Origin of the sequence: Janthinobacterium sp. 35 (assembly GCF_002754575.1) — a bacterium.
GTDB classification, from domain to species: Bacteria; Pseudomonadota; Gammaproteobacteria; order Burkholderiales; family Burkholderiaceae_D; genus Janthinobacterium; species Janthinobacterium tructae.
Genome location: NZ_PEFN01000001.1, coordinates 4,772,563 through 4,792,210, shown reverse-complemented (window position 1 = coordinate 4,792,210; position 19,648 = coordinate 4,772,563). Strand labels below are relative to the sequence as shown.

Annotated in this window: 19 protein-coding genes; 8 read left to right on the top strand and 11 right to left on the bottom strand. The window is 62.4% G+C overall.

Going from position 1 to position 19,648, the window contains the following annotated elements; translation table 11 throughout:
* Positions 1 to 74 precede the first annotated feature (74 nt).
* The 4 genes from CLU93_RS21385 to CLU93_RS21370 form a co-directional block, all read right to left on the bottom strand.
* Entirely contained in the window at positions 75 to 1,667 is a 1,593-nt protein-coding gene (locus CLU93_RS21385; RefSeq protein ID WP_099763209.1) for a sensor domain-containing diguanylate cyclase, read from the bottom strand.
* Positions 1,668 to 1,794: 127 nt separating this feature from the next.
* A complete protein-coding gene (locus CLU93_RS21380; protein ID WP_099763208.1) occupies positions 1,795 to 2,352 on the bottom strand; it encodes an NADPH-dependent FMN reductase in 558 nt (185 codons plus the stop codon).
* Positions 2,353 to 2,557: 205 nt separating this feature from the next.
* Positions 2,558 to 3,679: an alanine racemase gene (gene alr, locus CLU93_RS21375; protein WP_099763207.1), complete on the bottom strand. Its 1,122-nt coding sequence runs from the start codon at positions 3,677 to 3,679 to the stop codon at positions 2,558 to 2,560.
* A gap of 1 nt (position 3,680) precedes the next feature.
* The gene (locus CLU93_RS21370) at positions 3,681 to 4,970 is read right to left on the bottom strand and encodes a D-amino acid dehydrogenase (RefSeq protein WP_099763206.1); all 1,290 of its coding nucleotides are present in this window, start codon (positions 4,968 to 4,970) and stop codon (positions 3,681 to 3,683) included.
* A gap of 105 nt (positions 4,971 to 5,075) precedes the next feature.
* Between CLU93_RS21370 and CLU93_RS21365 the strand changes: the two genes are divergently transcribed.
* From CLU93_RS21365 to CLU93_RS21345, 5 genes are all read left to right on the top strand, one after another.
* Entirely contained in the window at positions 5,076 to 5,576 is a 501-nt protein-coding gene (locus CLU93_RS21365) for an Lrp/AsnC ligand binding domain-containing protein (RefSeq protein ID WP_034754979.1), read from the top strand.
* A 147-nt stretch (positions 5,577 to 5,723) separates the two neighbouring features.
* The gene (locus tag CLU93_RS21360; RefSeq protein WP_099763205.1) at positions 5,724 to 6,071 is read left to right on the top strand and encodes a hypothetical protein; all 348 of its coding nucleotides are present in this window, start codon (positions 5,724 to 5,726) and stop codon (positions 6,069 to 6,071) included.
* A 77-nt stretch (positions 6,072 to 6,148) separates the two neighbouring features.
* Positions 6,149 to 7,009 (top strand): tetratricopeptide repeat protein, encoded by an 861-nt coding sequence (locus CLU93_RS21355; RefSeq protein WP_099763204.1) that lies wholly within the window; start codon positions 6,149 to 6,151, stop codon positions 7,007 to 7,009.
* Between the two features lie 325 nt (positions 7,010 to 7,334).
* Positions 7,335 to 9,056 (top strand): methyl-accepting chemotaxis protein, encoded by a 1,722-nt coding sequence (locus CLU93_RS21350; protein WP_099763203.1) that lies wholly within the window; start codon positions 7,335 to 7,337, stop codon positions 9,054 to 9,056.
* A 2-nt stretch (positions 9,057 to 9,058) separates the two neighbouring features.
* Positions 9,059 to 10,450: a chemotaxis protein CheW gene (locus CLU93_RS21345; protein WP_099763202.1), complete on the top strand. Its 1,392-nt coding sequence runs from the start codon at positions 9,059 to 9,061 to the stop codon at positions 10,448 to 10,450.
* 2 nt (positions 10,451 to 10,452) lie between these two features.
* On the opposite strand, the gene CLU93_RS21340 is transcribed toward CLU93_RS21345, so the two are convergent.
* On the bottom strand, positions 10,453 to 11,418 hold the full coding sequence (locus CLU93_RS21340; protein ID WP_099763201.1) for a helix-turn-helix domain-containing protein: 966 nt from the start codon (positions 11,416 to 11,418) through the stop codon (positions 10,453 to 10,455).
* A 151-nt stretch (positions 11,419 to 11,569) separates the two neighbouring features.
* On the opposite strand from CLU93_RS21340, the gene CLU93_RS21335 reads away from it, so the two are divergent.
* From CLU93_RS21335 to CLU93_RS21325, 3 genes are read left to right on the top strand one after another with little or no spacing between them, the layout of a single operon-like run.
* Complete coding sequence (locus CLU93_RS21335; RefSeq protein WP_099763200.1) at positions 11,570 to 12,208, top strand: cysteine hydrolase family protein; 639 nt, start codon at positions 11,570 to 11,572, stop codon at positions 12,206 to 12,208.
* Positions 12,209 to 12,262: 54 nt separating this feature from the next.
* Positions 12,263 to 12,829 carry a YdcF family protein gene (locus tag CLU93_RS21330; RefSeq protein ID WP_257225045.1) on the top strand — a complete coding sequence of 189 codons (567 nt, stop codon included), beginning with the start codon at positions 12,263 to 12,265 and terminating at the stop codon, positions 12,827 to 12,829.
* Entirely contained in the window at positions 12,826 to 13,188 is a 363-nt protein-coding gene (locus tag CLU93_RS21325) for a hypothetical protein (RefSeq protein ID WP_099763199.1), read from the top strand. Before CLU93_RS21330 ends, CLU93_RS21325 begins: the two co-directional genes overlap by 4 nt.
* Positions 13,189 to 13,192: 4 nt before the next feature.
* Here CLU93_RS21325 and glpK read toward each other — a convergent pair whose 3' ends face one another.
* The 6 genes from glpK to CLU93_RS21295 all read right to left on the bottom strand — a co-directional run bounded on the left by glpK (position 13,193) and on the right by CLU93_RS21295 (position 19,647).
* The gene (glpK, locus tag CLU93_RS21320) at positions 13,193 to 14,686 is read right to left on the bottom strand and encodes a glycerol kinase GlpK (RefSeq protein ID WP_099763198.1); all 1,494 of its coding nucleotides are present in this window, start codon (positions 14,684 to 14,686) and stop codon (positions 13,193 to 13,195) included.
* 80 nt (positions 14,687 to 14,766) lie between these two features.
* The gene (locus tag CLU93_RS21315) at positions 14,767 to 16,494 is read right to left on the bottom strand and encodes an ABC transporter substrate-binding protein (RefSeq protein WP_099763197.1); all 1,728 of its coding nucleotides are present in this window, start codon (positions 16,492 to 16,494) and stop codon (positions 14,767 to 14,769) included.
* Positions 16,495 to 16,564: 70 nt separating this feature from the next.
* Positions 16,565 to 16,867: a DUF2160 domain-containing protein gene (locus CLU93_RS21310; protein WP_373629860.1), complete on the bottom strand. Its 303-nt coding sequence runs from the start codon at positions 16,865 to 16,867 to the stop codon at positions 16,565 to 16,567.
* A 1-nt stretch (position 16,868) separates the two neighbouring features.
* Positions 16,869 to 17,675, bottom strand: a complete 807-nt coding sequence (locus CLU93_RS21305) for a carbohydrate ABC transporter permease (RefSeq protein ID WP_099763196.1) — start codon at positions 17,673 to 17,675, stop codon at positions 16,869 to 16,871.
* Positions 17,672 to 18,556, bottom strand: coding sequence for a carbohydrate ABC transporter permease (locus tag CLU93_RS21300; protein WP_071076566.1), 885 nt, complete (start codon positions 18,554 to 18,556; stop codon positions 17,672 to 17,674). The genes CLU93_RS21305 and CLU93_RS21300 overlap by 4 nt, the downstream gene beginning before the upstream one ends.
* On the bottom strand, positions 18,556 to 19,647 hold the full coding sequence (locus CLU93_RS21295) for an ABC transporter ATP-binding protein (RefSeq protein ID WP_099763195.1): 1,092 nt from the start codon (positions 19,645 to 19,647) through the stop codon (positions 18,556 to 18,558). The genes CLU93_RS21300 and CLU93_RS21295 overlap by 1 nt, the downstream gene beginning before the upstream one ends.
* Between the last annotated feature and the right edge of the window lies 1 nt (position 19,648).

Below are 19,648 nucleotides of genomic sequence, written 5' to 3'. Positions count from 1 at the left end.
AAATCAGAGAAAACATAGGATCAGTTTGACGTTTGCCGAATGACAAGGTCAATCTGATCCGGCACAAAAACGCCTCAGGCGGGCTCGGCGAGGCCCACGCGGTTGCGTCCATTTTCCTTGGCCACATACAGGGCCGCATCGGCCGCCAGCAGCACGGCGTCCGCACCGAGCACCTTGCCCGCCCCCTGCTCCGACGATACGACGCCCAGCGACACCGTGACGGGACCGGCGCCGGGGATCGCGGCGGCGGCCACCCGGGCGCGCAGACGCTCGGCCACCTGCAGCGCCACGTCGAGGTCGGCCTCGGGCAGCAGCATGATGAATTCATCGCCGCCATTGCGGCACAGCACGTCGGCATCGCGCGAGCAGGCGCGCATCAGTTGCGCCAGGTGCAAGATGACTTCATCGCCCACGGCATGGCCCCAGCGGTCGTTGACTTGCTTGAAATGGTCGATATCGATGGCGATGACGGAAAACGGCCGCGCCTGGGCCTGCCAGGCATCCAGCGCCGCCGCCATGCCGCGCCGGTTCGACAGGCCCGTCAGCGGGTCCGTCTGCACGTCGAATTTCAGCTTGCCGATCTTTTTCTGCAGCAAGGACATCCCCACCAGCAAGGCGCGCTTGATCTGCGCCGATTCCAGATACCAGGCGCGGATGCCGCCGATGCGCTCGGCCATGCCGGGCGCGTCCATGCGGCTGGCGCCTTCGGCCAGCTGCACCAGGGGCCGTGAAATAAGGCGCGCCAGCCACCAGATGAACGGCAGGCTGAGCAAAGCAATGGGCAAGGAATGCCACAGGGTATTGAGCATCAGCTGGTTCAGCGGCGCCAAAGTGGCGGCCTTGGGCCGCTGGGCCACGATGCCCCAGCCCGTTGACGGCAGCACGGCATAGCCGGCCAGCATCTCCGTACCCCGGCTGTTGACGATGCTCCCGCTGCCGCTTTCCTGGCGCAGGATGGCGTCGATCACGGCATTCTTGCCGGCCACTTCGCCGACCCGCGAGGGATCGGGGTGGTACAGCAGGCGCCGGCTCTGGTCGACCACATATAAATACGAAGCATCGCGGTAGTAATGCTGTCCCAGCAAGGTGAACAGGATGTTTTTCTGCTTCAGGTAAATCGAACCGCCCACATAGCCCAGATAGCGTCCGCCGTGATCGAAGACGGGATGGGAAATGAAGACCACCAGGTTGCCCACCGACGACATATACGGCCGGGTGATCAGCGGGCGGCGTTCGCGCAGCGCCAGGCTCGCCCCTTCCGAGGCCAGCTGGCTGTTCTGCAGGGCCAGCGTCTCGGGCGACACGCCCAGCACCTTGCCCTGCGCATCGACGATCAGGACGGAATTGAAGGTGTTGGTCTGCCCGCGCAAGCGTTCGGCTTCCATCTTGAGGGCGGCAGGGTCGCCATAGTGCCGGGGCAGCTGGCCGGCGCTGTAGGCCAGCTGCTGGCGCGCCGCCAGCAGGAAGTTTTCCGTGCTGCTGGCCAGCTTCAGCGCATACGCGTAGTTACCCTCCAGGGTCGTATCGATCAGCAGCTGGCGCTGCACCTGATACGTGGCATAAAAGCTGTTACCCAGGGAGATGACGGCGCTGGCAAACGCCACCAGCACGATCAGACGGCGCAGATTGATGCGCAACAAAGGTTGCGCCACAGGTTGAAGCGGCATGGAAGAGACGGGGCAGCGTAGGATTGCGCCTGAAAAAAACGGCCATTATACATGTCCATACAGCAACAAAGTGCCATGGACAAGGGTTTATTGCCCCATTTGTCCCCGCCCGACAAGCCTGGGCTATTCAGGCATGCACGGCGTGCTTGCGTACCCAGTCCGCGTAGCGCTGCATCCAGCCCTGGAAGAAACCCAGGCTGGCCGGACCGATGCCGCCATGCTCGTCGAACAGGCCTTCCTTGGCCTGGATAAACATCTCGGGCTGGTTCAGCAGCGGCACGTCCAGGTAAGCGAGCACATTGCGCAAATGCTGCTGCGCCAGGGCCGTGCCCGTGGCGCCCACGGAGACGCCCAGCACGGCGCCCGGCTTGCCGCCCCACACGCTCTGGCCGTATGGGCGCGAGCCATGGTCGAGGGCGTTTTTCAGCACGCCGGGGATGGAGCGGTTGTATTCGGGGGTGAGGAAGAGCAAGGCCTGCGATGCGGAAATGTCGGATTTGAGGCGCAGCACCTGTTCGGCTTGCGCGCCATCGTCATCCTGGTTGTACAGCGGCAAGTCACCGATGTCGATATGTTTGAAGGAAAACTCGGGCGGCGCCAGCTTGATGATGGCGTCGGCCAGCTTGCGGTTGAAGGAATCCTTGCGCAGGCTGCCGACGATGATTGCGACTTGATATTGACTCATATATATCCCCGATGATGGTGAAAAAATAGCCCTGGAGTGAAGCTCACTACAGGGCTATCTTGCCACACAATCATCGGTTTTGCGCTGCCTTAGCGTGCGAAACCAGCGTACCTGAAAAAATGCTCAGGGCTAGGCGCCTTGCCGAAGACAGTACGAATGTACGGCAAGGCAAGGCAACAACGCCATGGGCGTTTTGGCAGGTGCGCTAACGTGCCAATCCCTGGTATTCGCGATAGTAACGTCCGCCCAGATTGGTCAAGACCTCATAGCCGATGGTATTTGCCATGGCCGCCACGGCGTCGACCGGGTGTTCGGCGCAGATCAGGTCGACCAGGCTGCCCGGCACGATGCGTTCCTGCGCGATGGCGCTCACGTCGAGCGTGATGGAATCCATCGAGATGGCGCCGATCTGCGGCACTTTCACGCCATCGACGATGGCCAGGCCCTGGTTGCTCATGCTGCGCAGCCAGCCATCGGCATAGCCGACGGAAATCGTTGCCACCTGGCGCGGCTCGCTGGCCGTGTAGCGGCGGCTGTAGCCCACGTGGTCGCCGGCGGCAATCGTGCGCGTCTGCATGACCTTGCCTTGCAGCCGCACCACGGAGCGCAGCGGGTTGGGCTCGCCGCCCTGCGGCGCGATGCCGTACAGGGCCGCACCGGGGCGCACCAGGTCGAAGTGATAGTCAGGCGACAAAAAGATGCCCGAGGAATTGGCCAGGCTGGCGCGGTACTGCGGCAAACGGGCGCGGATGGCGATGAAACGCGCCAGCTGCTCGCCATTCATGGGGTTGCTGCGTTCGTCGGCGCACGCCAGGTGGCTCATGATGTAGCGCACCTTGATGCCGTCAAGAAAGTGGGCATCCAGCAGCCAGGCGTCGATTTCCTGTGGCGACAGGCCCATGCGCGACATGCCCGTGTCCACCTGCACGATGGCGTCCAGGGTTTGCCCCAATGCCTTGGCGTGTGCGCGCCAGCCCGCCACCTGCGGCTCGCTGTTGAGCACTGGCGTCAGGCCATGGGCCGTGAATTCGCCTTCCGTATCGACGGGCGGGCCGTGCAGCACGAAAATGGCCGCGTCCGGCGCCACGTGCGGGCGCAGGCTGATGCCCTCTTCCAGGTGCGCCACGAAGAAATGGCGGCAACCCTCTTCATACAGGGCCGCGCCCACTTGCGCGGCGCCCAGGCCATAGGCGTCGGATTTGACGACGGCCGAGCAGGCGGCCGGGTGCGCCTTGTCGCGCAGCAAGCGGTAATTGGCGCGCACGGCGTCCAGGTCTACCGTCAGGATGGCGCCGCTACGTTCCTTTGCAGGCATGCTGGCCGCCATCTCAGGCTCCCGCGTATTGCAGTTTGCCGCCGCGCTGCGCGCCGCTGTAGCGGCTGACGGACAGGTCGTCGGCCAGAATCGCCGGCTGTTTCGACGACATCAGGTCGGCCAGCAATTGCGCCGAACCGCAGGACATGGTCCAGCCCAGCGTGCCGTGGCCCGTGTTGAGGAACAGGTTGCGCAGCGGCGTGCGGCCGACGATCGGCGTGCCATCCGGCGTCATCGGGCGCAGCCCCGTCCAGAACGTGGCTTCGGCCGTGTTGCCGCCACCGGGGAACAGGTCGTTGACGACCATTTCCAGGGTTTCGCGGCGGCGCGGGTTCAGGTCCAGGTTGTAGCCGGCGATTTCCGCCATGCCGCCCACGCGGATGCGGTCGTCAAAACGCGTCACGGCAATCTTGTAGGTTTCATCGAGAATGGTCGACACGGGCGCCTTGGCCGCATTGACGATAGGCACGGTGATCGAATAACCCTTCAATGGATACACGGGAATGTCCAGCAGCGGCTGCATGAAGCCCGTCGAGTAGGAACCGAGGGCCACCACGTAGGAGTCGGCCTTGACGACTTCCGCGCCACATTGCACGCCAGCGATTTCATCACCCTGCGTCAGCAGCGCGTCGATGGACACGCCATAGCGGAACTTCACGCCCAGCGCCACGGCCATTTCCGACAGGCGCGTGGTAAACAGCTGGCAATCGCCCGTTTCATCGTTGGGCAGGCGCAAGCCGCCGAACAGTTTATCCTTGACCGCTTCGAGGGCCGGCTCGGCGCGCGACAGCTCGTTGCGCTGCAGCACTTCATACGGCACGCCCGCGTCCTTGAGCACTTCGATATCCTTGGCGGCATCGTTGTATTGCTTTTCCGTGCGGAACAATTGCATCGTGCCTTGCTGGCGGCCTTCATACGTGATGCCCGCTTCGGCGCGCAGCACTTTGAAGCAGTCGCGGCTGTACTCGGCCAGGCGGACCATGCGTTCCTTGTTCACCGCATACGCTTCCGGTGTGCAATTACGCAACATCTGCCACATCCATTTGAGCTGGGCGGCGCTGCCGTCGAGCGAGATGGCCAGAGGCGCGTGGCGCTGCATCATCCACTTCACGGCTTTCAGGGGAATGCCGGGCGCGGCCCATGGCGAAGCGTAGCCGGGCGAGATTTGCCCCGCATTCGCGAAGCTGGTTTCCAGTGCCGGGCCCGGCTGGCGGTCGATGACGGTCACCTCATGTCCTGCCTTGGCCAGATAGTAAGCACTGGTGACGCCGATGACGCCGCTACCCAGAATCACGATACGCATAGTTTCCTCATTATATTTTTTAGGCTATTGCCAGATTAACCGCTATCATATTGGGAAAGAGCCAGTATTTGTTCACGTATAAATCGAGATATTCAGCAATAAATCATGAGAATCCTTAAAGAATCGGCACGTGGTCTCGACAAGCTGGATCGCCACATCCTGCGCATCCTGCAGCAGGATGGTCGCATCTCGATGAAAGACCTGGGCGAGCAGGTGGGCCTGTCGATCACGCCCTGCATCGAGCGGGTCAAGCGCATGGAGCGCGACGGCGTCATCACGGGCTACCATGCCAAGGTGAACCCGGCCGCGCTGGGCGCCAAGCTGCTCGTCTTCGTAGAGATTACTCTCAATCAAAAGTCGGCGTCCGCCTTCGAGCAATTCCGCCGCGAAGTGTTGCAAATTCCCGAAGTGCAGGAATGCCACCTGGTGTCGGGCGACTTCGATTACCTGATCAAGGCGCGCATCCATGAAATGGCCGAGTACCGCAAACTGCTGGGCGACATGCTGCTGCAGCTGCCCGGCGCCGCGCAATCGAAAAGCTATGTGGTGATGGAAGAAATCAAGGAAACCCTGGCGCTCTCGACCGACGTGCTGCAAAGCCGCTAAAGGTAGCACCAGCTGGCACCAAAGGCATCATTTTGTGCGCCTTTGTATAATCTTGTAGCACATTCGTGGCGACCCACGCACACTCCCTCCTGACATCACGCCCGTCCCCTCTGAGATTGGAAGCAGTGATGCACACTGGGAGTCCCTATGAACACATTGATAAAACTGGCAGCTTCCTGCCTCGCGGGCCTGGCCGTGGCCATGTGCACCGCCAGTGAATACAAGGTCAACCGCGCGCCCGACAACGGCGCCATCTATCAGAACATCCAGGTCGGCAAGACCACCCGCCTCGACCTCGACGCGGCCCTGGGCAGCGCCACCGTCGTCAGTTTCGATCCCGGCTATGAAGTCTGGGTCTACAAGAACCAGTTGCAAACCCCCAAGATGACGCGGCTGCTCCCCCTGCTGGGCGAAAAAGGCACACGCGAAGTGGCCGTCATGTTCGACCAGGCGGGTGTCGTCAGGAAATTCCGCATCCACGAGCCGCGCAAGTAGGTCGCGCCAGCACGCCACGGGGACGCGTCCGCTGCGCCCTCTTGTTCTACACTGGCGTTTTATATTCCGGTGCCACCATGCAATTACCCGCAAGCCTCGCGCACATCTCGACAGACCAGGACTGGCAACACACGACAGCGTACCCACCGCTCGGCTTCACGCCGTTTTCCGAAGGCGCGCTGGGCAATGGCGACACCTTCGGCCTGTACTGGCCCATCGGGCGAGAAGCGTCCGAACCGATCGTCGTCGAGACCTGGCACGACGAGTGGCGCCTCCAGCCGCACTTTTCCAGCCTGGCCGCGTTTTTGCAAGCCTACGCGGGAGCGCAGGACGAGTATGTCGGCACGCCATCGCTGGCCGACGACCCGGCTTCGCCGCGCGCCGCCTATGTGGAAGCCAAGGAATTGATTGCGCAGCGCAACCCGGAGGCGGCCATCGCGCTGCTGGAAGCGGCGCTGGCCATCGTGCCCGAATATACGGACGCCCTGGTGCTGCTGCATGGCCAGTATGTGCGCGCGGGAAGAATCGGGGAAGCCGTCAAGGTGGCCATCCAGGCCATCATCTCGCCACCGTCCTTTGGCGGCCCGCCCTTCAAGGCATTGCAATGGCTGCGCACGCAGCCGGTGCCGGACGGGGAACCTGACCCCATCTGGCGCGCCTGCGGGCAGCTGTCATTCAACTTTGGCGGCAACAAGGAAAATGCCGATTATCCCGTGCTGCACGCCGCCATAGAAAGCTATCTGGAGCACGGCAACTACCTTTGCGCCGCGACCCTGATGCAGACGTATGCCGAACTGATGAGCGCGGAAACCGTGTCCTTCCAGGAACGCTACGGCTTCGAGCCAGCCGCCTTCATCGCACGCCAGATCGCCGTCAGTGCGCGGCTCCCGCACGGCAGCCGCGACCCCGCAGCACCACGCTTGCCCGGCAAGGATTAAGTCCCCTCCCCTGGCTGACGACATCAGCGCCATATTATTTGGCATATTTGTCATATTTGTTTTTCCCATACGGCCAGCCGCACTTGTATCCATAAAGAAACATATCCAGCCATCCAGCGTTCATAGGTGTGAGAACAGGAAAAACTCGGCATCCTGCAGAGAAAAATCTCAAATACTATTTGACTAATTTGTTTAATATTTGTTTAATTAGTCATATTTAATTTATTTGTTTTTCGGATGCCGAGGCAAGCCTGACTGCCACGTGACGCAAACAGTCACGCACCGTTGTGCCGGCGCGCGCCGGCCTGAGAACATGGAGATCGCAATGAACTACCCGATGATGGAAGCTGAGCAGGCAAAGCAAGGCATCAATGGTGTTGGCCTGGCAGCCGCGCTGGGCAAGATGCAAGGCCTGTTGCAATTCGATTTGCACGGCTGCGTGAGCAACGCCAACCAGATCGCGCTGGATCTGTTCGGCTATCAGCGCGATGAATTGCTGGGTCAGCCCCATCAGTTGCTATGCACGGTCACGCGCGAACGGCAGCAGGAGGAGCGGGAATTCTGGCGCCTGCTGGCCGGGGGCCAGTCACAGTGCGGCGATTTTCATCGTGTCGACAGGCAAGGACGGGAACTCTGGATACAGGCCCGCTATGTCCCGCTGTCGCACGATGGCGGACAAGCCGACCACGTCATCGTGCTCATCGACGACATCACGGCCAATATGCGCTCGCGCCTGGATTTTTCGGGCAAGATCGAGGCCATTGAACGGGTCCAGGCCGTGATTGAATTTGATCTGCAGGGCCGCGTGTTGCGCGCCAACGACAACTTTCTGCGCACCTTCGGCTATCAGGAGCAGGAACTGCTCGGCCAGCATCATCGCATGTTCTGCACTGCGGAAGATGTGCAGGCGAGCAGCTACCGGCACTTATGGGAAGGCCTGGGACGCGGTCAATTCCAGTCCGGCGAGTTCCGCCGGCTTGACAAGCTGGGGCGCGAAGTCTGGATACAGGCGTCCTACAACCCCATCCTCGATATCGATGGCCGGCCGCTCAAAGTGATCAAGTTTGCCACCGACATCACCGCCGCCAAGCGCCTCAGCTCCGAGACGGCCGGCAAGATCGATGCCATCGCCCGCTCGCAAGCGGTGATCGAATTCGACATGCGGGGCAATATCCTGACGGCCAACAGCAATTTCCTGCGGGCAGTCGGCTACACGCTGGAAGAAGTACAGGGACAGCACCACAGCATGTTTTGCGATGACATACTGGTGCAGAGCGAGGCATACCGTAACTTCTGGGCCGATCTCGGCGAAGGCAAATTCAAGAGCGCCCGTTTTCACCGGCTTGCCAAGCATGGCGCCGCCATCTGGCTGCAAGCCACCTACAATCCGATTCTCGACACAAACGGCCGTGCCTTCAAGGTCGTCAAATTCGCCATGGACATCACGCAGCAGGTCGAGCGCGAACAGACCGTCAGCAGCCGCGTCGCCGGCATCGGCGATGCCATGCAGGAGCTCGCCGGCGCCATCGACAGCATCGGCCAGGGCGCCGCGCATGCGAACACCATCGCACAGCAAACGGAACAGCATGCCCGGCAGGGGCGCGTACTGCTGGGCCAATCCATCGATTCCATCCTGGAGATCCAGAAATCGTCGCAGGACGTCCATGAAATCGTCAGCACGATCAGCGATATTGCGATCCAGACCAACCTGCTGGCCTTCAATGCCGCCGTCGAGGCGGCCCGCGCCGGGGAGCACGGTCGCGGTTTTGCCGTCGTGGCGGATGAAGTACGCAAACTGGCCGAAAAATCCGGCGATGCGGCGCGCAACATCGCGCGCCTGATCGATAGCACCATCAGCCGCGTCGATCAAAGCGGCACCCTGTCAGAACAGGTGCGCCAATCGTTCGAACAGATCCGTGATTCCGTCCATAACACGACACAATCGATCGGCCAGATCGACCAGGCCACGGCGGCCCAGGTCGACTCCAGCAGGCACGTGGCGCAACTGCTGACCGAACTGCAAGCGACCACCGCTGCGGAGCACTGAGCATGACGGCCCCGCTAGCGGCGGCACAGGATTACGTGCGGGTAAGAATAGGCTCGCTGCAGGTGGGCATTGCATCTTCCTGTGTGCACCAGGCGCTGGCGCGTCCCGCCGGTGTGCTTCCCGTGCCAGGTGCAACAGGCGCCCTGACCGGGGTTTTTTCACATCAGGGCCGGGTGATTCCCCTGATCGACTTGCGCCCCTGGCTCCACATGGCGGCCGATACGCCCTGCGCTTACGTGCTGGTGCTGGCGACGGACGGCCTGCTGGCCGGGCTCGCCGTCGATGCCGTCTCCAGCGCGCAGAAGATTCATCCTGAGCACATTGAGCAGGTGTACCACGACGATGAGCCTGACCACTTCCTCCGCTACGTCGCGCGATCCGCTGGCGATGATGAACTGCTGAACTTGCTGGAGCCACAGCGCCTGATGCTGCGGGCGCAAGCCTGGACCCGTACAGCGGGTATGCAAGCAGGGGTCGATGCACCGCCCGACCTGGCCCAGGCCGGCCCTGCCATATCGCTGGCCCTGTTCGAACTGGCAGGACGCGTGCTGGCACTGCCCTCGACGCTGGTAGCCGAAGTCCTGCCCTGCCCGCCAATGGACACGGCATTCGGCTGGAATGGGCCATTGGCCGGTGTGGCCGGCTGGCGCGGCCGCCAGGTCTACGTCCTCAATGGCGCCGTTTTCAACGGTGCCTTGCCGGCACCGCCAGCGCCGCCGCCCCTGCTGGCCGTGCTGGAACGCGACGGCCTCTGCCTGGGGCTACGCATCGACAAGACGCTGGCCGTGCGCGATATCGATTGCAGCCAGCTGCTGCACGCGACGGACGGGCCTTGCAGCCACCCACTGGTGGCCGCCACCATCACGGCCGAATCGGGCCCGCCACAACTGCTGCTCGATGACGCGGCCTTGCTGGCGCTATGTCCGCAAACCTCGCGGGACACGCGCGCGCAAGTGCAGGCGCTGGTGCAGGACAGGCGCAGCAGCGATGCCTACATCGTCTGCGATGCGGGCGAAGAACTGGCATTGCCGATGGCCGCCATCGTCACCATCCTGCCCCTGCCTGCCGACATGCAAGCCCCCTCGCCCGACGACCCGGCCGCGCCGCCTGGCAGCTTTACCTGGCAAGGACGCACGCTGCCATTGATCGCGCTCGGCCCCCAGGGTGCGCCAACGGCGCGCATCGTCGTCATCGAGCACGCGGCACGGCATGTTGGCTTGCTGGTGCGTAATCTCGTCACCCTGGTACCCGCCTACGCGGCGAGCAAAACCAGCTTCAGCCAGTTCGGCGGGCAAGCGCAGACGATGATCACACTCGATTCACCGGAAGGAAAAGCCAGCTACCGGGTATGGGAAGCAGAGGAACTGGCAGGCGTCACAAGCCCTGCGCATTGATCTCAGCACCCCGCGCACGCCAGCTTCTCGCGGAACAGCTTGCGGTACGCCGACGGCGACGTCTGCAAGTTGGCCCGGAAATGCTGGCGCAGCGACAACGCCGTGCCGAAGCCGGCCTCTTGCGCCACGACATCGATCGAGGCTGCGCTTTTTTCCAGCATGCCTTGCGCATGCGCAAGACGCTGGTTCAGCAGCCATTGCTTGAAGGACGTACCCGTGGCCTGGCGGAAATGGCGCGTAAAGTTGCGCCGGCTCATGGCGGCCCGTGCGGCCAGCGCGTCGATGCTGTGCGCCTGGCCCAGGTTGGCCGTCACGTCAGCGAGCACCTCGGCAAAGCGCCCTTCGCTGCCGGACACGGGCAGCGGGCGCTCGATGAATTGCGCCTGCCCGCCCTGGCGGTGCGGCGCCACCAGCAGCCGGCGCGCCACGCGGTTCGCCACCTCGGCACCGGCCAGCTGGCGCAGCAGGTACAAACAGCAATCGAGGCCGGCCGCCACGCCGGCCGACGTCAGCACGGCGCCATCGTCCACATACAGCACTTCGCGGTCCACCCTGACCCTGGGATAGCGGGCCGCCAGCTGCTGCGCCATGCCCCAGTGCGTGGCCGCGCGCTTGCCATCCAACAAGCCCGCCTGCGCCAGCGGAAACGCGCCCAGGCACAGGCCCACCATGCGCGCGCCGCGCGCGCTGGCCGCCTGCAGCGCCGCGACCAGCGACGGTGCGGCATCGCGGCAATCGTCGTGCCAGGCCGGCATGATGACGATATCGGCGCCCTCCAGCCCCTCCAGTCCGCACTCGGGCGTGATGCAAAAGCCGGCCGCCGTGCGCAACGGTGCGGGATCGGCGGCACAGACGCGCACGTGAAAAGGCGGCAGATCGGCCTCGTCCGTCTGGGCGCCAAACACGAGGCAAGGCACGGACAAGTGAAATGGCGTCATGCCGTCGAAGGCGATCACGGCGATGCGCAAGGGAGCGGAAGTAGCGGAAGTAAGGGAAATTGTAGGCATGGCCCGATTTTATCGCAGATAGGCCTTCGGGCCACTTTTTGTTTGTGACGCGCGGCTTGAAAATGACTGTATCGGGGAAGTCCTTCCTCTTTCAACCATTCAGGAGTCACGCATGTCCAACACTACCGCACCACGCCGCGCCCTGCTCGTCATCGATGTACAAAATGAATACTTCACGGGCGACATGCCCATCGAATATCCGTCCGTCGACATCTCGCTGCCGAATATCGTCACCGCCATGGCCGCCGCCCGCGCCGCCGGCGTACCCGTGATCGTCGTCCAGCACGATGCGCCGGAAAATTCTCCCATCTTCGCCAGGGGCAGCGACGGTTGGCAGCTGCATCCGGCCGTCTCAGCATTCCCTGCCGACCACCGCATCAACAAGAGCATGGGCAGCGCCTTTGCAGGCACGGACTTGCGCGCCTGGCTGGAAAACCACAACATCGACACCCTGACGGTGACCGGCTACATGACGCACAACTGCGATGCCGCCACCATCTACCACGCCGCGCACGACGGCTTGCAAGTCGAATTCCTGCAAGATGCCAGCGGCACCCTGCCCTACGCGAATGCGGGCGGTACGGCCAGCGCCGAAGAAATCCACCGTGTCTTCAGCGCCGTGTTCCACTCGAATTTCGCCGCCGTCGCCAGCACGCAGGACTGGATCGAGGCAGTACGCGAAGGCAAGCCGCTGGAAATAGACAATATTTATCTGTCGAACCAGCGTGCGCGCAAGGTGCAGGCGAACTGACGCAGGCGGGAATGGACGGGTATCATGCGTCCATTCCCCACTCGATGATGAACGATGCGAAAAATAACTGTGCTGGGCTTAACGACTGCGGGTGTTTTCCTGCTGGCCACGACCGCGCTGGTAGGGGCTGGCCTGCACGACAAACTGGCGCCCGCCGACCTGATCGTCGTGCCCGGCAATACCATCCTGCCCGACGGCACGCCCAGCCCCCGCCTGCAGGCGCGGCTCGACGTGGCGCTCAAACAGTTCCAGGAACACAGGGCGCCGCGCATCCTCGTCAGCGGGGCGACGGGCAAGGAAGGGTTCGACGAGGCCGCTTCCATGGCGCGCTACCTGCGGTCGCGCGGCGTACCGGCCAGCGCCATTATTGAGGACAATCAAGGCTGGACCACGGAAGCCACGGCGCGCAATGCGACCGTTCTGATGCGCACGCACGGCTGGCAGACGGCCATGGTCGCCACGCAGTATTTTCATGTACCGCGCTTCCGTCTGGCTCTGGAACGGGCCGGCATCACCGTCAGCGGCCAGGTGCACGCGCCCTACTTCGAACTGCGCGACCTGTATTCCGTGCCGCGCGAAACCGTCGGCTATGCCGTCTACTATTTGAAAGAAGGAAGATGAGACCACTGTTCTTTGCCGCCGGTTTTGCCCTGGCAGCGGCCTGTGCCGTTCCGTCGATGGCCGCCACCGATGCGGAGCCGATCGGCGCCGCTGCCAGCCTGTATCTATTTGGCGCGCTGGTGCTGGGCATATGCATCGCCGCCTTTGGCGCAGTGGCGCAGCGCCGAAATGCAACAATCGGCCGCCTGCCATCGGCCTGCGCCGGTGCGCTGTGCGGCGTAATGCTGTACGGCAGTTTCGCGCTGGCATTTGCCACGCCGTCGATCACGCCGGTCCTGGCCTACGCCGCCAGCGCCCTGTGCGCCACCGGCGCGGCCCTGCTGCTGCCGCGCCTGTTAAAAGCCGTGGCACGCCAGTAAGCTGTCACTCGCTCCAGTCGCGCGAGCGCTCCACGGCGCGCTGCCACTTGTGCAGCCGCGTCAGGCGCTCGTCGGCCGCCATGGCCGGTTCGAAACGTCGCCCCACCTGCCACTGGGCGGCGATTTCTTCCTGCGATGCCCAGAAACCCACGGCCAGGCCCGCCAGGTAGGCGGCGCCCAGGGCCGTCGTTTCCGTCACCACGGGACGCACCACGGGCACATTCAAGATGTCGGCCTGGAACTGCATCAGCATGTCGTTGCGCGCCGCGCCGCCATCGACGCGCAATTCGCTCAAGGCGATGCCCGCATCGTCCTGCATGGCGGACAGCACATCGACGTTCTGGTACGCCACGCCCTCCAATGCGGCGCGCGCGATATGGGCCTTGCCCGTGCCGCGCGTGATACCTATCAGGGTGCCGCGCGCATACGGGTCCCAGTACGGCGCGCCGAGTCCCGCGAAGGCGGGCACGAAGACCAGGCCGCCCGAATCGGGCACGCTGGTGGCCAGCGCTTCCACTTCGGACGAGTCGCGGATGATGCCCAGCCCATCGCGCATCCACTGCACGGCCGCACCCGCGATGAAGGCGCTGCCTTCGAGCAAGTAATCGGTCTTGTCGCTGCCCGCGCCCAGGCTCCAGCCCACCGTCGTCAACAGCCGGTTTTTCGATGGCAAGGGGCGCTTGCCCACGTTCATCAGCATGAAGCAGCCCGTGCCGTAGGTATTTTTCGCCATGCCCGGCTTCAGACACACCTGGCCGAACGTCGCGGCCTGCTGGTCGCCCGCGATGCCGGCGATCGGCACGGAGATACCCAGCAGGTCAACGCGCGTGTGCGCGGCCACGCCGCTCGATGGCACGACGTCGGGCAGCAGCGAGGCGGGAATGTCGAGCAGCGCCAGCAGATCCGTGTCCCACTGCAAAGTATGAATGTTGAACAGCATGGTGCGCGCCGCGTTGCTCGTGTCCGTCAAGTGGGCGCCGCTCATCTTGTAGATCAGCCAGCTGTCGATGGTGCCGAAGGCCAGTTCTCCCCGCTCGGCGCGCGCGCGGGCGCCGGCAACGTTGTCGAGCAGCCATTTCAATTTAGTCGCGGAAAAATAGGCGTCCAGCACCAGGCCCGTCTTTTGCTGGATCACGTCCGCCTTGCCCTGCCCGACCAGTTGCTCGCAATAGGCCGCATTTCGCCGGTCTTGCCAGACGATGGCGTTGGCGACGGGCTCGCCCGTGGCGCGGTCCCACAGCACCGTCGTTTCGCGCTGGTTGGTCACGCCGATGGCGGCCACATCGCTTGCCGCCACGCCGCTGTCGCGCAGCACCTGCTGCAGCACGCCTTCTTGCGAGGCCCAGATTTCGTTCGCGTCATGCTCGACCCAGCCCGGCTGGGGGAAAATCTGGCGAAATTCGCGCTGCGCGCTGGCGTGCGGCCGGCCCGCATGGTCAAACAGGATGGCGCGCGAACTGGTGGTACCTTGGTCTAAAGCAAGTATGTATTTGGTCATGGTCGCTACTACGTCGATACAGTGAAGGGGCACGGGCAAACGCCCGTGCCCCGGGAAAGCGGCAGCAGAAGTTTACACGACTACCTTACCTTGCCCTCTTTCCAAGCCTGCAATAATTTATCGTAGGCAATCGTTTCGCCCTTCGGCTTTTCATTCGCCAGCTTTTTCCATGGGGCGTGCTGGTCCGACAGATACTGGTTCGGATCGCCCTTGGCATTGAGCTTGGGCGCGCACGCCTTCATGCCGGCCCGCTGCAAGCGCGCCATGACCTGATCCATTTCCTCGGCCAGGTTATCCATGGCGGCCTGCGGCGTTTTTTCCGCCGTGATGGCCGTGGCCACGTTTTTCCACCACAGCTGCGCCAGTTTCGGATAGTCGGGCACGTTGTTGCCCGTCGGTGTCCACGCCACTCTGGCCGGGCTGCGGTAAAACTCGATCAAGCCGCCGTATTCGTTCGCATGTTTCGTAAAATAATCGTGGCGGATATCGGAATCGCGAATAAAAGTCAGGCCGACGATGGATTTCTTCAGCGACACGGTTTTCGAGGTGACGAATTGCGCATACAGCCAGGCGGCAGCCTTGCGGTCGTCCGGCGTGGACTTGAACAGGAACCAGGAACCGACGTCCTGGTAGCCGTTCTGCATGCCCTCTTTCCAGTACGGGCCGTGTGGCGACGGCGCCATGCGCCATTTCGGCGTGCCGTCCTTGTTGACCACTGGCAAGCCCGGTTTCGTCATGCCCGCCGTAAACGCCGTGTACCAAAAGATTTGCTGGGCGATTTCACCCTGCGCCGGCACCGGGCCCGCTTCCGAGAAATTCATGCCGTTCGCCTGCGGCGGCGCGTATTTCTTCATCCAGTCGATGTATTTCGTCAGCGCATACACGGCCGCCGGCGAATTGGTGGCGCCGCCGCGTGAAACGGACGCGCCGACAGGCGTGCACTTGTCGGCCGCCACCTTGATGCCCCACTCGTCGACGGGCAAGCCGTTCGGGATGCCCTTGTCGGCCGCGCCGGCCATCGACAGCCAGGCATCGGTAAAGCGCCAGCCCAAGGATGGATCTTTCTTGCCGTAATCCATGTGGCCATACACTTTCTTGCCGTCCAGTTCCTTCACGTCATTGGTAAAAAAGTCGGCGATGTCTTCATACGCGGACCAGTTTTGTGGCACGCCCAGCTCGTAGCCATACTTGGCCTTGAACTTGGCTTGCAAATCCTTGCGCGCGAACCAGTCGGCGCGGAACCAGTACAGGTTGGCAAATTGCTGGTCGGGCAGCTGGTACACCTTGCCATCGGGCGCCGTGGTAAAGCTGATGCCGATGAAATCTTTTAAATCGAGGCCGGGATTGGTGAATTCCTTGCCCTTGGCGGCCATGTAGTCGGACAGCGGTTCGACGGCGCCATAGCGGTAATGCGTGCCGATCAGGTCAGAATCGGAAATCCAGCCGTCATAGATGCTCTTGCCCGACTGCATCGACGTTTGCAGCTTTTCCACCACGTCGCCTTCCTGGATGATGTCGTGGCGCACCTTGATGCCCGTGATTTCCTCGAAAGCCTTGGCCAGCGTCTTCGATTCGTAGACGTGGGTGTCGATGGTTTCCGAGACCACGGAAATTTCCTTGATGCCCTTGGCTTTCAGCTTGGCCGCCGCATCGATGAACCACTGCATTTCAGCAAGCTGTTGCTGCTTGCTCAGGCTGGATGGCTGGAATTCCTTGTCGATCCAGGTTTGCGCCTGTTTGGCGTCGGCCAGGGCCGCATTCGACACGAGCATGGCCACCGCCGCGAAGACCGTGAACTTCAATTTCATCGTGAATCTCCTTATAGTTTTACCGGCCGCCTGCTGACGGTCCGGCCTCCATCAACACCGGCAAGCCGGCTCACCCCCAACGCATCACTATTACCAACAACACAAAACTGATGGCAGCACCAATCGCTTGCTGCATTTCCGTAAACCCCGCCCACGCCAGATTCACATACGCGGCCGTGAGCAAGCCGATGAACAAACGGTCGCCGCGCGTGGTCGGCATGGGCAAGAAGCCCTTGCGCGCGATGCTGGGCGAGCGGATTTGCCACACCGTCATGCCAGCGAGCATCAAGCCGATGCAGATGAAGAAGATGGCCACTTCCGGCGTCCACGCCATCCAGCCGAACAGGCTGGTTGTGCTATCGGTATTTTCCATGTCACACCCTCCCCATCGCAAAACCCTTGGCGATGTAATGCCGGACGAACCAGATCACCAGCGCACCAGGCACGATGGTCAGCACGCCTGCGGCCGCCAGCACGCCCCAGTCCATGCCGGCCGCCGAGACAGTGCGCGTCATGGTGGCGGCAATCGGCTTGGCGTTGACGGAGGTCAAGGTGCGCGCCAATAACAGTTCCACCCAGCTGAACATGAAACAAAAGAAGGCCGTCACGCCCACGCCCGACTTGATCATCGGCAAGAAGATGCGGATGAAGAAGCGCGGGAAGCTGTAGCCGTCGATATACGCCGTCTCGTCGATTTCCTTCGGCACGCCGGACATGAAGCCTTCCAAAATCCACACGGCCAGCGGCACGTTGAAGACCATGTGCGCCAGCGCCACGGCCAGATGCGTATCCATCAGGCCCACCGTCGAATACAGCTGGAAGAAGGGCACGAGGAAGACGGCGGGCGGCGTCATGCGGTTGGTCAGCAGCCAGAAGAACAAATGCTTGTCGCCGACAAAGTTATAGCGCGAAAAGGCATACGCGGCCGGCAAGGCGACCGTGACCGACATCACCATGTTCAAGGCCACGTAAATCATGGAATTGATGTAGCCGCTGTACCACGATGGGTCCGTAAAGATGGTCTTGTAGTTGGCGAACGTCAGGTGTTCGGGCCACAGGCTCAGCACGCCGACGATTTCCTCGTTGGTCTTGAGCGACATGTTGAGCATCCAGTAGATGGGCAATAGCGAACCCAGCAGGAAGACGATCAGGATGATGGCGCTGATTTTCTTGTGCATCATTTCTGGTCTCCCGTGCCGACGCGCTGCATCCACGTGTACAGCACAAAGCAGAACAGCAGGATGATCAGGAAGTAAATCAATGAGAACGCCGAGGCCGGCCCCAGGTCGAACTGGCCCACGGCCTTTTGCGTCAGGTATTGCGACAAAAAGGTGGTGGCATTGCCGGGTCCGCCACCGGTCAGCACGAACGGTTCCGTGTAGATCATGAAACTGTCCATGAAGCGCAGCAAGACGGCGATCATCAGCACATTGCGCAGTTTCGGCAGCTGGATGTAGCGGAACACGGCCAGGCGCGAGGCGCCGTCGATGCGTGCCGCCTGGTAATACGCGTCGGGAATGGCGCGCAGACCCGCATAGCACAGCAGCACCACCAAGGGCGTCCAGTGCCAGATATCCATCACCATCACCGTCAGCCAGGCGTCGAGCGAGTTGCCGTTGTAATTGTAGTCAAATCCCAATTGATTCAAGGTGTAGCCCATCAGGCCGATGTCGCCACGGCCAAAGATTTGCCAGATGGTGCCCACCACGTTCCACGGTATCAACAGGGGCAGCGCGATCAGCACCAGCGCCAGCGACGCCTTCCAGCCCTCGGCCGGCATGCACAGGGCAATCAAAATACCGAGCGGAATCTGGATCGCCAGCACGGAGCCGGAAAACAGCAACTGGCGCAGCAAGGCGCTGTGCAAGTCGCCGTCGAGCATGACCATGCGGAACCACTCTGTGCCCACAAACACCTTTTGCGTGGGGCTCAGAATATCTTGCACGGAATAATTCACCACCGTCATCAGCGGCAGGATGGCGGAAAAGGCCACGCACAGCAGCACGGGCAGGATCAGTAGCCAGGCGCGGCGGTTGTTATCGGTTTTACCGTTATGTATCATCAGGCCACCCGCTTATCGTTGACGTAGTACAAGGTGCGTTGCGGCGGAAAGCGCAGCCGTACAGCCTCCCCGACCACGGCGTCGATGGCGCGCAGCTTGGCCGCCACCGTGGCGCCGCCCAGCTGAAATTCCGCCAGGTAATGCGTGCCCATGTTGCGTACGGCAGTCACCGTGGCGTCCAGCGTATCCTCCCCACCCTCGCTCGCTATCAGGCATTCGACGAATTCCGGTCGCACACCGAGCGTGATTTTCCCTTGCGCGCCAGCCAGCGCCGCGCGGGCGGCGGCGGACACGGCCAGCGGCTGGCCCGCCACCCTCGCCCCGCCATCGTCCATGGCGCAATCGAGCAAGTTCATGCCTGGGTTGCCGATGAAATAGCCGACAAAGGTGTGCTCGGGTTCCTCGAACAGCGCTTGCGCGCTGCCCGTCTGCACCACTTCGCCCTGCGTCATGACGACCACCTGGTCGGCAAAGGTCAGCGCTTCCACCTGGTCGTGCGTAACGTAGATCAGGGACAATTTCAGTTCGTGGTGGATTTCCTTGAGTTTTCTGCGCAGCAGCCATTTCAGGTGCGGATCGATCACCGTCAGCGGTTCATCGAACAGCACGGCCGCCACGTCGGGGCGCACGAGCCCCCTTCCCAGCGAAATCTTTTGCTTGGCGTCCACGGACAAGCCGCTGGCGCGCAGCTTCAGGTCGCCCGTCAGCTCCAGCATCTGCGCCACCTGCTGCACGCGCTTTTTCACCTCGATCTCTTTCCAGCCGCGATTGCGCAGCGGAAACGCCAGGTTGTCGTGCACGGTCATGGTGTCGTAGATGACGGGAAACTGGAACACTTGCGCGATATTCCGAGCTTCCGTGGGCAGTTGCGTCACATCCTTGCCATCGAACAGCACCTTGCCATGCGACGGTTTCACCAGGCCAGAGATAATGTTGAGCAAGGTCGTCTTGCCGCAGCCGGACGGCCCCAGCAAGGCGTAGGCGCCACCGTCATGCCACGCCATGCTCATGGGCCGCAGCGCATAGTCGGCCGGTGCCGTGGGGTTCGGTTTGTAGGCGTGGGCCAGGTCGACCAGTTCGATGCGCGCCATG